Source organism: Marinobacter sp., from assembly GCF_052091845.1.
GTDB lineage: Bacteria > Pseudomonadota > Gammaproteobacteria > Pseudomonadales > Oleiphilaceae > Marinobacter.
The window spans coordinates 90,933-106,040 of record NZ_JBQDCO010000001.1; the positions used below are offsets into that span (position 1 = coordinate 90,933).

The 15,108-nt window shown below is 54.6% G+C and carries 11 protein-coding genes; 9 read left to right on the top strand and 2 right to left on the bottom strand.

The annotated features are described in order from the left end of the window. Positions 1–31 precede the first annotated feature (31 nt). The 7 genes from relA (at position 32) to ACTHYN_RS00450 (ending at position 9,777) form a co-directional block, all read left to right on the top strand. The gene (relA, locus tag ACTHYN_RS00420; RefSeq protein WP_441810510.1) at positions 32–2,272 is read left to right on the top strand and encodes a GTP diphosphokinase; all 2,241 of its coding nucleotides are present in this window, start codon (positions 32–34) and stop codon (positions 2,270–2,272) included. Next, positions 2,269–3,117 (top strand): nucleoside triphosphate pyrophosphohydrolase, encoded by an 849-nt coding sequence (gene mazG, locus ACTHYN_RS00425; protein WP_441810511.1) that lies wholly within the window; start codon positions 2,269–2,271, stop codon positions 3,115–3,117. The genes relA and mazG overlap by 4 nt, the downstream gene beginning before the upstream one ends. Positions 3,118–3,210: 93 nt before the next feature. Beyond that, a complete protein-coding gene (gene ppc, locus ACTHYN_RS00430) occupies positions 3,211–5,856 on the top strand; it encodes a phosphoenolpyruvate carboxylase (protein WP_441810512.1) in 2,646 nt (881 codons plus the stop codon). A 61-nt stretch (positions 5,857–5,917) separates the two neighbouring features. Next, on the top strand, positions 5,918–7,291 hold the full coding sequence (locus tag ACTHYN_RS00435; protein WP_441810513.1) for an HDOD domain-containing protein: 1,374 nt from the start codon (positions 5,918–5,920) through the stop codon (positions 7,289–7,291). 211 nt (positions 7,292–7,502) lie between these two features. Next, positions 7,503–8,156 (top strand): adenylate kinase, encoded by a 654-nt coding sequence (gene adk, locus ACTHYN_RS00440; protein WP_441810514.1) that lies wholly within the window; start codon positions 7,503–7,505, stop codon positions 8,154–8,156. A gap of 33 nt (positions 8,157–8,189) precedes the next feature. After that, positions 8,190–8,888, top strand: coding sequence for a tRNA (adenosine(37)-N6)-threonylcarbamoyltransferase complex dimerization subunit type 1 TsaB (tsaB, locus tag ACTHYN_RS00445; RefSeq protein WP_441810515.1), 699 nt, complete (start codon positions 8,190–8,192; stop codon positions 8,886–8,888). 49 nt (positions 8,889–8,937) lie between these two features. After that, positions 8,938–9,777 carry a class I SAM-dependent methyltransferase gene (locus ACTHYN_RS00450; RefSeq protein ID WP_441810516.1) on the top strand — a complete coding sequence of 280 codons (840 nt, stop codon included), beginning with the start codon at positions 8,938–8,940 and terminating at the stop codon, positions 9,775–9,777. A 37-nt stretch (positions 9,778–9,814) separates the two neighbouring features. Here ACTHYN_RS00450 and plsB read toward each other — a convergent pair whose 3' ends face one another. Further along, positions 9,815–12,283: a glycerol-3-phosphate 1-O-acyltransferase PlsB gene (gene plsB, locus ACTHYN_RS00455; RefSeq protein ID WP_441810517.1), complete on the bottom strand. Its 2,469-nt coding sequence runs from the start codon at positions 12,281–12,283 to the stop codon at positions 9,815–9,817. A gap of 139 nt (positions 12,284–12,422) precedes the next feature. On the opposite strand from plsB, the gene nudC reads away from it, so the two are divergent. After that, positions 12,423–13,250: an NAD(+) diphosphatase gene (nudC, locus tag ACTHYN_RS00460; protein WP_441810518.1), complete on the top strand. Its 828-nt coding sequence runs from the start codon at positions 12,423–12,425 to the stop codon at positions 13,248–13,250. Continuing rightward, positions 13,247–14,080: a glutamate racemase gene (murI, locus tag ACTHYN_RS00465; protein WP_441810519.1), complete on the top strand. Its 834-nt coding sequence runs from the start codon at positions 13,247–13,249 to the stop codon at positions 14,078–14,080. The genes nudC and murI overlap by 4 nt, the downstream gene beginning before the upstream one ends. Here murI and ACTHYN_RS00470 read toward each other — a convergent pair. Further along, entirely contained in the window at positions 14,075–15,082 is a 1,008-nt protein-coding gene (locus tag ACTHYN_RS00470; RefSeq protein WP_441810520.1) for a DUF2156 domain-containing protein, read from the bottom strand. The two genes, murI and ACTHYN_RS00470, sit on opposite strands and share 6 nt — an antisense overlap. Positions 15,083–15,108 lie beyond the last annotated feature (26 nt).

Genomic DNA, 15,108 nt, shown 5'->3' on the forward strand with positions numbered 1-15,108 from the left:
TGCGGGAAACCTGAGGAATACCAAGGTAGATATGGTAAAAGTTCGCGAAAATTACGCAATGACTGGCGATGGCCAGGTCGATATCGAAGGCTGGGTGCAGCATATTGCCTCGCAGACTTGTCTGGAGGATGTGGAGCAGTTTCGCAGGGCCTGTGAAACTGCCGCCGAAATTGACCTGCAGGCATTTCGGGAAGATCGAATGTGGGTGCCGGGCTCCAGCAGCTTCCGAACCGGCCTTGAAATGGCTCAGGTGCTTGCCGAGTTGCGCCTGGACCAGGTTAGCCTGGTTGCCGCGATCCTCTACCGCGCGGTGCGTGAGGAGCGGGTCGGCCTTGAGGTTATTCGCAAGGAGTTTGGTGACGAGATAGCAGGGTTGATAAATGGCGTTCAGCAGATGGCGGCCATTTCCTCTATCCATCACCCCCTCAAAGGCAATGTGCTTGGGCAAAGCGAAGGCCAGCTGGACAATGTCCGTAAAATGCTGGTTACGATGGTTGATGACGTTCGGGTTGCTCTGATAAAGCTTGCCGAACGTACCTGTGCCATCCGGGGTGTTAAAAATGCGCCGGAAGAAAAGCGCATGCGAGTTGCCCGCGAAGTATTCGATATTTACGCGCCGCTGGCTCATCGCCTGGGTATCGGGCATATCAAGTGGGAACTGGAAGACCTCTCGTTCCGTTACCTGCATGAAACCGCATATAAAAAGATTGCCAAGCTCCTGGACGAAAAACGCCTTGACCGGGAGGGCTATATCCGTCGTGTGATAGAGACCCTGCAAGGGGAATTGAAAGCGTCCGGAATAGAGGCTGAGTTGGCTGGGCGGGCCAAGCATATCTACAGCATCTGGCGGAAGATGCGCTTGAAAGGCATAGATTTTTCCCAGGTATACGATATACGGGCTGTGCGGGTGCTGGTACCGGAAGTACGGGATTGCTATGCCGCACTTGGCATCGTGCATACGCACTGGCGGCATATTCCAAACGAGTTCGACGATTACATTGCCAACCCCAAAGAAAACGGCTACCAGTCTCTGCATACGGCGGTGATAGGGCCGGACGGCAAGGTAATGGAAGTGCAGATTCGCACCCATGCCATGCACGAGGATGCAGAGTTGGGTGTGTGTGCTCACTGGCTTTACAAAGGCACAGACAAAAGCAACAAATCGGCTGGCTATGACGCCAAAATCAACTGGTTACGGCAGGTGCTGGAATGGCAGGAGGAGCTGGGTGACCTCTCCGGGCTGACGGACCATCTTAAATCCGATATTGTTTCGGACCGGGTCTACGTTTTTACCCCCGAAGGGCATGTTGTCGATTTGGCCCAAGGTGCTACACCCATTGATTTCGCTTATCGGGTTCATACCGAGGTCGGCCATGCCTGTCGTGGTGCGCGGGTAGACAGTCGAATTGTGCCTCTGACATACCCGTTGAAGACCGGTGAGCAGGTGTTCATTCTTACCTCAAAAAACAACCCCGGGCCCAGCAGGGATTGGTTGAACCCCAGCCTTGGCTATCTTCGCACAACCCGGGCGCGGGCCAAGGTGACCCACTGGTTTAAACAGCAGAATCGCGAGCGCAACATATCAGATGGTCGCGCCATTATTGATGACGAATTCCGGCGCCTGTCTTTGCACGATGTCGGCCTGGGTGAGTTGGCGGCAAAAGTGAACTATCACAGCGCTGATGATATGTTTGCCGCCATTGGTGCGGGTGACCTTCGTCCTGCGCACGTTGCCAATACAGCTCAGCAAATGCTGGAGCCAAAAACCGGGCAGCTTGATCTGAAGCTTGCGGCCCAGCGGCGCAAGCCTTACGACACGGAATCGGATATTCAGATCGTGGGCGTGGGCAAGCTGAAGACACAAGTGGCCAAGTGCTGTAAGCCACTACCTGGTGATCCTGTTGGCGGGTATATAACAATCGGGCGGGGTGTAACCGTTCACCGCCAGGACTGCCTTACGTTTCTCAATCTGCAGGAAGTTGAACCCAACCGGATTATTGAAGTGAGTTGGGGGAGCGAACAGATTTCTGTTTATCCGGTGGATATAGAAATTGAGGCTTATGACAGATCCGGTCTGCTGCGGGATATAACCCAGGTACTTTCGTTGTCCAAGAGCGATGTTCTATCCCTTAATACGCTAACGAACCGTGATGACAATATAGCCACCATGATCGTCACGGTGGAGATATCCAGCCTGGAACAGTTAGCACGGTTACTGGCACAGCTCCGTAACCTGCCGAATGTTATTGACGTCAGGCGCAAGCGCTCATGAGTTATTCTATTGACGATTTGAAAGTTCTGATGGCCAGGCTGCGAGATCCGCAAACCGGTTGTCCCTGGGACACCAGGCAAACGTACCGAAGCATTGTTCCCCATACCCTGGAAGAAGCTCACGAAGTGGCAGATGCCATCGAGCGGGAAGACTACAGCAACCTGAAAGACGAACTGGGAGACTTGCTGTTTCAAGTTATTTTCTACGCCCAGATAGGGGCCGAGGAGGGTCGTTTCAGTTTTGATGCTGTGGTCGACAACCTCGTACGCAAACTTGTGCGTCGGCACCCTCATGTGTTTCCCGAGGGTACGCTGGAAAGCCGCATAGACCCGGACAACCGGCCAAGTGAGGCCTGGATCCGGGAGAGTTGGGAGCGAATCAAAGCCGAAGAGCGGGCCCGGAAAAACGCGGAAGGCAGCGTAGCCTTGCCTGGCCGGCTTGACGATATCGCACGGGCTCTGCCTGGCATGGTGCGGGCGGAAAAGCTACAGAAGCGAGCCTCAAGATACGGGTTTGACTGGCCCAACGTAGACCCGGTATTCGACAAACTTCACGAAGAAATCGACGAATTAAAGGAAGCCTGGCAAGCCGCGGAATCCGGACAGGGTGATCACGACGCCGTTGAAGACGAGTTGGGTGACCTCTTGTTCGTGTGCGTTAATCTGGCGCGCTTTATGAAAGTGAACCCGGAGCAAGCAATTGGGCGCACCAATCATAAGTTCGAGGCGCGGTTCAGGGCTATCGAGCAGGTATTGCAACGGCAAGGTCGCTCGTTTGAAGATGAGTCCCTTGAGACCCTTGATGAGATATGGCAATCCGTCAAAGGCGTGGAAAAGAAACGTTAGTGGTTCTGTCTCTCCCAAACGCCAATAGACTTTCCCTGTAAATTCTTAGTATCGTGAGTTTACCTTGTCTCCGTCAATTATAAGGGCGCCAATGTGACCGAGCTACACCCTGATCTCCGTGAAAATGTCCGTATGCTGGGCGAACTGCTGGGCCAGAGTATCCAGCGCCACCCTGGCCAGGGCTGCTTTGAGCTTATTGAGGAAATCCGGGCTGCTGCAAAATCCGACCGCCAGCAGGAGAGCGGCTCAGGCCAGCGCCTGGTTAACCTTCTTGGCAAGCTGCGCGATGATGAACTGTTGCCTGTTACCCGAGCCTTTAACCAGTTTCTTAACCTTGCGAATCTGGCTGAGCAGTATCACGGCATACGTCGCAGACGCGACCATCACTCTGATCTTATGGTTGAGCCGTTAGCTGATGTATTCGAACGTCTGAAGCGTAGCGGTGTCAATTCAGACGACTTGCACCAATGCGTAGCCGACATGCGCGTGGAGTTTGTGCTGACAGCTCATCCTACGGAAGTAGCGCGTCGCACGTTGATTATGAAGTACGATGAAATGTCGGAGTGTCTGGCCAGCCTGGATCACGATGACCTGTTACCCGATGAAAAAGACGCGATTACAGGGCGTTTGTCGCGATTGGTGGAAGAAGCCTGGCATACGGATGAAATCCGCCATGAGAGGCCCACAGCGGTTGATGAGGCCAAGTGGGGATTTGCGGTTATTGAAAACAGCCTTTGGCAAGCGTTGCCCGGGTTTCTTGGCGATCTGGATACTGCGCTTCAGGACGCAACCGGGAAGGGGCTGCCGTTACAGGCGTCGCCTGTACGCATTGCCTCCTGGATGGGCGGCGATCGTGACGGCAACCCGAATGTTACCCATCAGGTAACCCGCAAGGTGTTCCTGCTGGGGCGCTGGATGGCCGCCGATCTTTTTCTCCGTGACATCCAGTCGCTCAGGGCAGAGCTTTCCATGTGGCAGGCCAGCGACGAACTGCGCAACCTTGCCGGTGAATCCCGGGAACCATACCGGCATGTACTCGCCGAGCTACGGGACCGGTTGATCAAAACCCGCGACTGGGCCGAGTCCCGGGTGAACGGCGAGCCTGCGGATACCAGCGGTATTCTCTTCGAGAACGACGATCTGACGACTCCGCTGGAGCTTTGCTATCGCTCACTCGTTGAATGCGGGCTTGAGCACATTGCCAGCGGCGCGTTGCTGGATACGATTCGCCGCGCACATACCTTTGGTTTGCCGTTGATTCGTCTCGACATCCGCCAGGAAGCAACCCGCCATGCGGAAGCAGTTGCCGAAATCGTAGGCGATCTTGGCCTGGGCGATTACCTGTCCTGGTCTGAAAAAGAACGCCAGGCATTCTTGGTGCAGGAACTTCAAGGGCGCCGCCCGTTGGTTCCCCGAAACTGGGAGCCTTCCGCCCAGGTGCGCGAGGTGCTGGACACCTGTGAGGTGGTGGCGAAGCAAACGCCGGAAGCGCTGGGCTCTTATGTCATCTCAATGGCCAGTCAACCCTCTGATGTGCTAAGTGTTATTTTGCTGTTGCGCGAATCAGGCATGAAGTTTCCCATGCGGGTGGTTCCGTTGTTTGAAACTCTGGATGACCTGCGCGGTGCCCCCGAGAGTATGGCAGCCTTGTACGAGGTAGATTGGTACCGGGATTACTGCCAGGGGCGGCAAGAGGTTATGATTGGCTACTCGGATTCGTCCAAGGATGCCGGCCAGCTTATGGCAGCCTGGGCTCAGTATCAGGCCCAGGAACAGCTCACTCAGGTGGCGAGCCAGTACGGTGTGCATCTGACCCTGTTTCATGGCAGGGGCGGCACCGTTGGTCGCGGCGGTGGCCCGGCGAACCGTGCGATTTTGTCTCAGCCCCCCGGTTCGGTGAACGGCAGTTTCCGCATCACCGAACAGGGTGAGATGATCCGGTTCAAGTTTGGCTTGCCCAGGCTGGCGGTGCAAAGCTTAACGCTATACACCTCGGCGGTGATTGAAGCGACATTGGCACCGCCACCCGAACCCGAAGATAGCTGGCGTGAAACCATGGACTGGCTAACCGAACGTTCTCTTGAAGCCTACCGTGAAGTGGTTCGAGAGAATGCTGATTTTGTGCCTTATTTTCGCCAGGTCACGCCAGAACAGGCTCTGGGAAAGCTGGCACTGGGCAGTCGGCCGGCGCGTCGAAAAGCCACTGGTGGTGTAGAAACCCTGCGTGCCATTCCCTGGATTTTTGCCTGGACTCAAATGCGGCTCATGTTACCCAGTTGGTTAGGTAGTGATGTAGCGTTGGAAGAGGCAGCCAAAGAGGGACAGCTGCCGGTGCTGCGTGAAATGATGCAGGGTTGGCCATTTTTTCGCACCTACGTAGACATGCTGGAAATGGTGTTGGCCAAAGCGGATTTGCGCATCGCCAGTTATTACGAAAAGACCCTGCTGGATGATGATAAACTGAAAGCTCTCGGGGCAAGCCTGGGTGATCGTTTAGAGGGCTGCGTTCAGCGCCTCCTGGAGCTCAAGGAGCAAGCTGAGTTGCTGGAAGATGAGCCTGTGTTTGCCCACTCCATGCATGTGCGTAACCCTTACACAGACCCGCTGCACTACCTTCAGGCGGAGCTGCTAAGGCGCGACCGTGAAAGTGAAGGCAAAGGCGAAGTGCCGGAACTGGTCGAGCGGGCGCTTAAGGTTACAATGGCGGGGATTTCTGCCGGTATGCGTAACACCGGTTAAAGCAGTCAATAACAGAACAGAGGGCGCAGGCCGCCCTGTCATTGATAACAGGAGTATTGGTTTGGCTCTCGCAGCGCGACTGGAGCGGTTTTTAAATCAACAGGGCATCGCATACCGGGAGCGGGCAATCGCACGGGTATCCAGCCTGGACGCGGCTGTATCTGCTTTAGGGCAGGAACGGGAAGATGTCATCAAGGCAACCTTGTTGATTGATATCAGTGGTATTGTGATGGTGGTTCACCGGTACGATAGCACCCTCGACTCAGAGGCCCTCAGTCAAATGACGGGCCGCCACCTGCAACCGCTCACCGGCCGGCAGGCCATGCGTTTGTTTAGCGACTGCGATCCTGGCTTTACGCCGCCAATTGGCAACGCCTATGACCTGTCGGTATTGCTTGATGAGGGTATCACTCAGGCTGAGAGGTTTTTGCTGTCCAGTGGCACAGATCATTCGTTTGTAGAAATGGATGGGCGCTCTTTGCGTTTGGCCATGGCGGGCTCCCGGGAAGGGCGCCTGGCAATTAGCGGCTACGGTTGCGATGTGGCGCGCGACGCTCTGACACTGGCAGAAGTCGCCAGCAAATTGAAAAAACTGTACCGGCTACCCCCAATGCCAGCGTTGGCATTGCGTATCCTGAAACTGACCTCCAATACCGAGGCCTCAGCCCGTGAACTGGGCGAGCTTATAGAGTTTGACCCCAGCCTCACTGCACAGGTGATGCGTTACGCGCGATCGGCCCTCTTTAATTACCCTGGCCAGATCAATTCTGTTCAAGAGGCTGTCACTCGCGTGCTGGGTTTTGATCGCGTGGCTCACATTGCGCTGGGTATCGCCTCGGTTAGAGCATTCGATGTGCCGAGGGCGGGTATATTGGGCATGGACAACTTCTGGCGCCATTCCCTGTATTGCGCTTACCTGTGCCAGCGGCTTGCGCCCCGTTGCGGGGTCGATAAAGGCTTGGCCTATCTGTGCGGTCTGCTACACAACTTTGGCCTGTTGCTGGTAGGGCATTTGTTCCCGACTGAATTCAAAGAGCTAAACCGGTTGCGAGAGGCCAACCCGGAAACCAGTATGCAATCCCTTGAGCAGCAGGTGTTTGGTCAAAGGGGCGAGCAGGACATTCTGGCCGTTGGGCACGGAGCCATTGGTGGAATTCTGCACCGGCTATGGGAGCTGCCCGGCCCTGTTATTAAAGCAGCGGGCGTACACCAACAGCCGGATTATCAGGGTGAGCATGAAAACTACGTGATGATGGTTCAGTTGGCCAATGCATTACTGAAGGAGCGGGGCATTGGTGATGAGTTTAACCCTGATGATGTCCCGGCTTTGCTGCACGGATTAGAGTTAGAGCCTTTTATCGTCGATGAGTTGATCTCCGGGATTGAACAGGTTGCGCCGGAACTGGATGCTCTGGCATCGTCACTGGTCACCTGATCTCGCGTCCCTGACTTTGAGTGTGGAACGGTTTTGGGAAGATGATACAGAGGTCGACTTTCTCTGAAGTGCGTGACTTCGTATAATGCGCCGTCGGCGAATACAGCTGCCCGGTATGTGTACGGAAGAGTGTGAGGAAGAGGTTGTCGCAAAGGCTCAGGTTTTTGCCGCAACTTTTTAAACTATAATGAGAAAATGGGAGCAAAGCGTTATGCGAATCATCATGTTAGGCGCACCAGGCGCGGGGAAGGGCACTCAAGCCCAGTTCATTACTGAACGCTTCAATATCCCCCAGATTTCTACTGGTGACATGCTTAGAGCAGCGGTAAAGGCCGAGTCTGAGTTAGGCAAACAGGTTAAAGAAGTGATGGCAACGGGCGGTCTGGTGTCTGACGATATCATTATTGCGCTTATTGAGGAGCGGATTCAGCAGCCAGATTGCAAAAACGGTTTCCTGCTAGACGGTTTTCCCCGCACTATTCCCCAGGCTGAAGCCCTGAAGAATCAAGGGATTGTCATTGATTATGTGGTTGAAATTGCAGTGGATGATGAAGAAATCGTTAGCCGCTTGTCCGGCCGTCGTGTACATGAAGGCAGTGGCCGCATTTATCATGTCAAGTATGATCCGCCCAACGTCGAGGGCAAGGACAATGAAACCGGTGAGCCGTTAAAACAGCGGGAAGACGACAAAGAAGAAACTGTTCGTAAGCGCTTGCAAATTTATCACGATCAGACGGCGCCTTTGGTCGGCTACTATCAGAACCTGGCCAAGACACAGCCAGACGCAGCCCCTGAGTATGTGAGCGTAGAAGGTGTTGGCAGCCTCGATAGTATTCGTGAACAGATTCGCGCCAGTTTAAAATAACCCACCTACGTTCCGCCGAGGCCACTTACGCCCGTGAAACTTTTGGCACTGGACACCTCCTCAGAGGGCTGCTCTGCGGCCCTTTTTGTTGATGGTATTGTTATCGAGACGTTTGAGATTGCGCCAAGGGGGCATACTCAATTACTCATGCCGATGGTGCGGAGGTTGCTGGCGGAACAAGAACTGAAGCCTTCAGACCTCGACGCACTGGCGTTTGCCCGTGGTCCCGGATCATTCACTGGCGTTCGCATTGCAACGGGCGTGGTTCAGGGGTTGGCGTGGGGGCTTGGTATCCCGGTGGTACCGGTTTCTTCCCTTGAAACGGTTGCCCTGGGAGCTTTTGAGGCCCTGGAGGTAGGTGAGGGCGAGGGTGTTGCTGTCGCCTTTGATGCCCGTATGAGCGAACTCTATTGGGCCTGTTTTTGCAACCACTCCGGGTTCCCTGAGCTGCTAGGCGAGGAGCGGGTTTGTTCCCCTTCCAGCGTTTATCTGCAACCGGGCATTGCACGCTGGAGTGGTGCAGGGCAGGGGTGGAGCTTCCGCACCGAAATGCCTGCTGACGTATCGGGCCAGGTTCATTCTGTGGATGAAGCTCTCATTCCCCGGGCCGGATGGGTTGCACGCCTGGCTGTCGTAAAGTTCAGCAATGGGGTGGCCGTGTCCGCAGAACAGGCACAACCGGTATACATCCGGGACGAAGTTACCTGGAAAAAGCTGCCAGGGCGCAGCTAGTCTATTCGGTTCACTTTTTTATAAGCCCAGTGGTTGATGAGCTGATCTGATGGCGCGCATTAAAGCTTCAAGCATTCCCGCTGAAAACGGCATTATTCCGCTGGCCGTTGCCAGAAGCCCGCTTGGTGATGAGCACCAGGCCCAGACACTTGGCTCAGATCTTTCCCTGCCTTATGTTGGCACTGTGCGCCCAAAAGACGTGCGCGGCGCCAGCACTTTGCTGTTTCTGGACGACCGTGGCCTGTGCCTTCAGGTTGCAGGGAAGAACGCTCCCGGCCCGGTCAGGGCTGAGTTTGTGAGCGGTAAAATGGGGTACCGTCGCGAGCATGGCGGTGGTTCAGGTCAGCTAGTAGCGCGGGCTGTCGGTTTACCCAAAACAAAAGCCGGTTTGCACGTTGTGGATGCCACGGCGGGGCTGGGGCAGGATGCTTTCGTGCTTGCCAGTCTCGGTTGTCGGGTAAGCCTTTTTGAACGTAACCCTGTGATTCATGCATTGCTGGCGGACGGATTGGCCAGGGCTGCGCTGAATATGGATTGTGCTCCCATTGTTGCGCGCATGACGCTGCAGGCTGGCAGCAGCCTTGATTGGCTGGCCGAGGCGGGGAAGGCGGGTGAAACGGCGGATGTGATTTACCTGGACCCGATGTTTCCCCATAGAGAAAAATCTGCGCTGGTAAAGAAAGAGATGCAGGTTTTCAGAACCATAGTGGGCGATGACGACGACTCTGAAGCACTGCTTATGGCTGCATTGGCAGTAGCCAAATACCGGGTTGCGGTAAAACGGCCCCGTAAAGCACCAGCCATTGCTGGGCCGGAGCCGGGTACGCGGATAGAAGGCAAAAGCAGCCGCTACGATATCTACCCGATCCGTGCTCTGCCACCTCGCTAACTGCTATTCCAAACATTTTGCAGGTGTTTTGCTTGCTTCAAGCGCCGAGCATGGTTACCTGCTGGATAGCCTGACGCTTCTCTACGCTGAGTACCAATCGTGCATCGTCGGCTACCTCATCCAGGCCTTCACCATAGCAAAGCAACCCGTCATCATCGGTAATGATGACTCGGTTTTTCTGCATATTGGCAATGAAGTTCCGGAACAGTGTTTTGTCGAAAAACTCGGGTGCGTTCAGCCCGAACAATATAGACATGCGCTCAGCAAGTAGCGTGCTCTGCTCTTCCAGTTCTGCTGCGGTAATCTTACCCGAGCCATACTTGCGGAGTATACCGAGTGCAATGTGATAACGCTCGACGGTCTGGATGATAAACCGCGACAGTACCCGCAGGCGCAGCATGGCTTCTGTGCCTGCTTCCGGGCGTGCTATGCGTTCGTTACCCTGGGCTAACAACAGGCCCTGGTCGACCAGAACATCAATCCACTGGTTGATCACTGCCTTGGCTTCGTCGGGCTGGTATTTCAGAAACAATTCCGATTGCAGGTAAGGGTAGGCCACACTGGCGAGGTCAACGATTCTGTTTCTGGCGAGGGAGCTTTTGTTCTCGAACAGGCTGGCGACCAATGCCGGCAATGCGAAAAGATGTTGAATATTATTCCGATAATAGGTCATCAACGTGGCATTGCTGCCTTCGAGCCCAATAATATCCCCCAGTTTTTGGGGCTGGCGCGAGATCAGGCCCATAGACTCGCAGTAAGCGACCCAATCTTTGCCCTTGCCTTCGGGCAGGGTAACGGTTTCTGCATAAGGGAAAGCTTTCAGGAGATCTGAGTATTGATCCGCAAGGCGGGTTAGCTGACCCTCATCCATCGCCAGTCTATCTGCGCCAAGCAGCACCGTTGCGATCATACCTATGGGGTTAACGGCAACAGACGCATTAATATTCGAGGCAACTCGCAGTGACAACTCTGAAACAGCTTCGTTCAGCCAGGCCGGGCGGTACTCGGAATTGTAGGCCTCATCGCGCCAGCTACTGTGTACCTCATCCAGCACCTCAGACAAGTGTATGGCTTCGCCAAAGTTAAGGGCCACCCGGCCAAAGGAGCTCCCAAGCTTGCGGGCAGTTTTGGCGAGACCGAATACGCTTTCCTTCTGTTTTTTCTTGCCTCTGAGCTCCCCCAGGTAAGAGCGCCCTTCCATAACCTTTTCATAGCCGATATATACCGGAATAAAGACAATGGGTTTGCGACTGTCACGCAGGAAACTGCGCACTGTCATAGAAAGCATACCAGGGCGGGGTTGCAGCATTCGGCCGGTGCGGCTACGCCCGCCTTCCACAAAATACTCTACGGAGTAGCCCCGGGAAAACATCACGTGCATGTATTCATTAAAAACCGTTGCGTACAACGGGTTGTCCCGGAAACTGCGGCGCATAAAGAAAGCCCCGCCCCGACGCAGAATTGGCCCTAAAACCGGCATGTTAAGGTTAATGCCAGCAGCTATGTGCGGCGGCATCAGGCCATTTTTGTAAAGTACGTAGGACAACAGAAGATAGTCGACATGGGAGCGGTGACAGGGCACATAAACCACCGCGTTGTTTTGCGCCGTCTCTTTTACTACCTTGATGTTGTTAACCGCGATACCTTTGTAAATGCGGTTCCACAGCCAGGCCAGGGCGACTTCAAAAATACGGATGGTGACGATAGACATGTTGGCGGCAATTTCGTCAGCGTGTTTATAGGCTCGTGCGCGCACTTTGTCCGGCGCGATACCTTCTTTGGCTGCGGTTTCCCGGATCGCTTCTTTTACCGCCGGGGTTCTTACCAGGCCGCCAACGAGCGTTCTGCGATGAGACAGATCCGGGCCTACAACAGCCCGTCGCACCTGGCGGAAATGCGTGCGCAAAATGCGTGCAAGTTTGCGATTGGCGCGCTCTTCGTTGTAGCGATACTCGTCGATCACATACTTAAGAGAAAGCGGCTTGTTGAACTGTACGTATGTATTTCGGCCGTGCACTAAAATAATCAGGAGCTTTTGTAGCCGGCCTGCCACTGCCCAGGTATCTGACAACAATAGTTTCACCAGAGATTTTTCTTTATCGGGGGACCGACCCCAGAACAGGGAAACCGGAATAATCTGTACATCCTGTTCCGGGTTCTCAAGGCCATAATGCACCAGCGCCTGAAATTCAGAGGTGGGAACCGGTGTCTGGCGCTTGCGAAATAGCCCGCCAATACGGCGATACAAAAAAAAGAACGAGTGTGCGGGGCCATTTTTAACGGGAAGCGACGTAGTAGCGCCAGGCAACTGCGCTCGTATTACTTCCTGCTCAAGAACCAGGCGGCTAGACAGCGAGCTATACTGCAGCACATAACAAACCGGTTTGTCGGGCGACAATCCCAGTGCTTCAGCGCTGTTTCCGCTAACATCTGTCCGTACCCACAAAAACAGAATTTTCCGGAAAAAGGCCAGAATCAGGCTGCGAACCCCCTGGTAAAGACGCATAAAATGTCGCTCCGATGAAAAACAGGCGCCAAGTTTACTTGGTTGGACCGGGGGCGGGAAGCCACGAGAGCGTTCTTGATGGCTATCGCTCTATGTTACATTCCTGCTTTGAGCTTTTATCATTAAGGTACGGTAGCACATGGCGAACTCAGCGATTCAATGGAACCCCGGCTGGACCACCAGGGCGCCTGAACGGGGCGATCTTGTGCTGGCGTTGTCTGGTTCCGGAATAATCAAGCCGGGGACTGACTGGCTTCAGCCGCTGGAAAATATCCCCGGTAACAGTGAGTGTCCCGGTTTTGTATCCCTGGGGAGTGCCAATGGCCGCCAGGTTTTCGTAACACAAGTGCCGGAGGCCCTGGTTACAAACCAGAGTATCGTGCCCTTGCGGGATGCGCTGATGATGATGAGCGATGTGCCGGCCGCCATGCTCAGCACCGGGTTTCAGGTGTGGCAGTGGTTTCAGGACCATAAATATTGCGGCCGTTGCGGTGGCGGAACCGACTTTCACCCCCGTGACCGGGCAAAATGGTGCAGCCACTGCCATATTCCGTGGTACCCACGATTAGCTCCCTGTGTGATTGTGGTTATCCGCAAAGATGGCCGCTATCTACTGGCGAAATCATCCCACGCCAAACGCCATTTCTATAGCCTGATCGCAGGCTTTGTTGAACCTGGCGAGAGCCTGGAATCAGCGGTTGCCCGGGAGGTAAAAGAGGAAACCGGTCTGGATGTGGATAATATCCGTTACCGGGCCTCCCAGCCCTGGCCCTTTCCACACCAGTTAATGGCTGGCTTTTTTGCAGACTATGTTGGCGGAGAGCTGGTTCTGCAGGAAGATGAGTTGGCAGATGCTGGCTGGTATCTGCCTGGCAGTAGACCGCCGATACCACCAGACACAACCATTTCCGGGCGCTTGATACGCGATATGGAGAAAATGATCGCTGATGGGGAGGCGGGGGTTTGAATCAACCCGCGGTTCCCCGCATTCTGGTTTTTGATTCTGGTGTGGGTGGCCTGAGCGTCACTGCACGAGTGCATGAAGCCATGCCGTATGCCTCGATTGTATACCTGGCCGATAATGCGGCCTTTCCCTACGGTGATCAGCCAGACGCTGTGGTGATTGAGCGCTGTTGTACTCTGATTGCCGGTGCGCTTGAACAATACCCCTGTGATGCCGTGGTCATTGCCTGTAACACCGCCAGCACCATCGCTTTGCCACATCTGCGGAGGGTAATGGATGTGCCGGTGGTGGGGGTCGTGCCGGCATTAAAGCCTGCGGCAGCCAAAACCCGAAACCACCGAATAGGCCTGCTAGCCACTCCGGCAACCGTGCGTCGTACCTATATAGACCAATTGATAGAAGAGTTTGCGGTGGGTTGCCAGGTTGAGCGAGTGGGGCACCCGGGGTTAGTGCAGTGGGCAGAGGGTTTGGTTCGAGGCGTGGCGGTACCGCAGGCAGAACTCGATCAAGCCGTTGAGGGCTTGCGTGGTGCTGCAGTTGATACTGTGGTTCTTGGGTGCACTCATTACCCGCTTTTGCTGGACAGCCTCAAACGGAGCTTGCCGGGCGTCAGGTTTTGGGTGGATTCCGGAGAAGCTATTGCCCGCCGTGTCGAGTGGCTTTTGGCGCAGGCAGGCAAATCTGCGAGCCCAGATGAGCAAGGTGGCGAACCTCGTGTGCCAGTGGTTGACGCTTTGTTTTCTGGCCCAGCCCCGAAGGGGGTTACAGGCTTTATGGCAGCCCAGGGCTTGCAGCCGCGAGTGGTTACAGAGAACTGGCCCGGAACTTCATAGTATCCGGGTCAATTTGAACATGACGAGAAACTCCCAGGCCGGAAGTCCCCGCTTGTGGCAGCAGTAGGTTTTGAAGTTGTCGCCCCGGAACCGTGATTTCGTGAACTCCAGCCCCTTAAAATTATAGAGGGCGTTCCCTCTATTATAGAGACCGTGCAGAATCCGCTTCAGAATCGGGCTTTCCTGGTGTTCTGTTGTGGCGTCGAGAGACAGTGGGATAAGGCCCAGATCCAGGTAGGGAACGCCCTCAGCTTTGAAGGCCTCCATGGCATGCGCCATCAATGTGTAAAAAACGCCCTGCCGAAAATCTGCGTTGGCGCGAGAAATGTTGGGCACATAGCTGATAATTTCGTTATTGCGGTAAACCGGATCAAAGTAAATGAATCCCACTGCCTTACCATCCTGGTAAGCATAGAAACGGCGTTCGTTCTCGCGATATTCCATCTCCATAGGGCGGATCAGGAACCGGATCTCGTTGCTTTTGCATTTTCGGGTGCGAATCCAGGCTTCTGATATTTCTCGGGTGTGGTCGTCACTGAACCGCTCCTGCACCGTTATGCCGCATTTTTCAGCCTGATTCAACGCTGTGCGCAGAATCTGTTTTTTCTTCCCGCTGAGAGACCACTTACCCAGATCGATGCGAGATTCGCTTCCCCATTGTGTGCCATAAAAGCCAAAGCGAAGATGCATGAAGTCGACCACGGTCCTGGATACCTGAATATAGGACGCACTGGGATAGCGCTTATGGAAAAGCTCAAGAATTTCGCCGACGTTTTCCGGGGCGCACACGGGGTCAGATAAAACAAAAATACAGCCCCACTTTCGCATGTAGGCCACGTAACCCAGGCCGGGTACATCGAAATATTCCATGCCTTCTTGCAACGTTGAGAAGGATTGGGAATGGGCTCCAAACTGCTTCAGGTAACTTACCCTCTCGGTAAAGGTAAATGCGGCGCTCTCAAGCTCTTTGGTTTGGCCAAGTGCAAGAATGTGTTCCGACATGGTGATTCACCCTGATTATTTTTGTT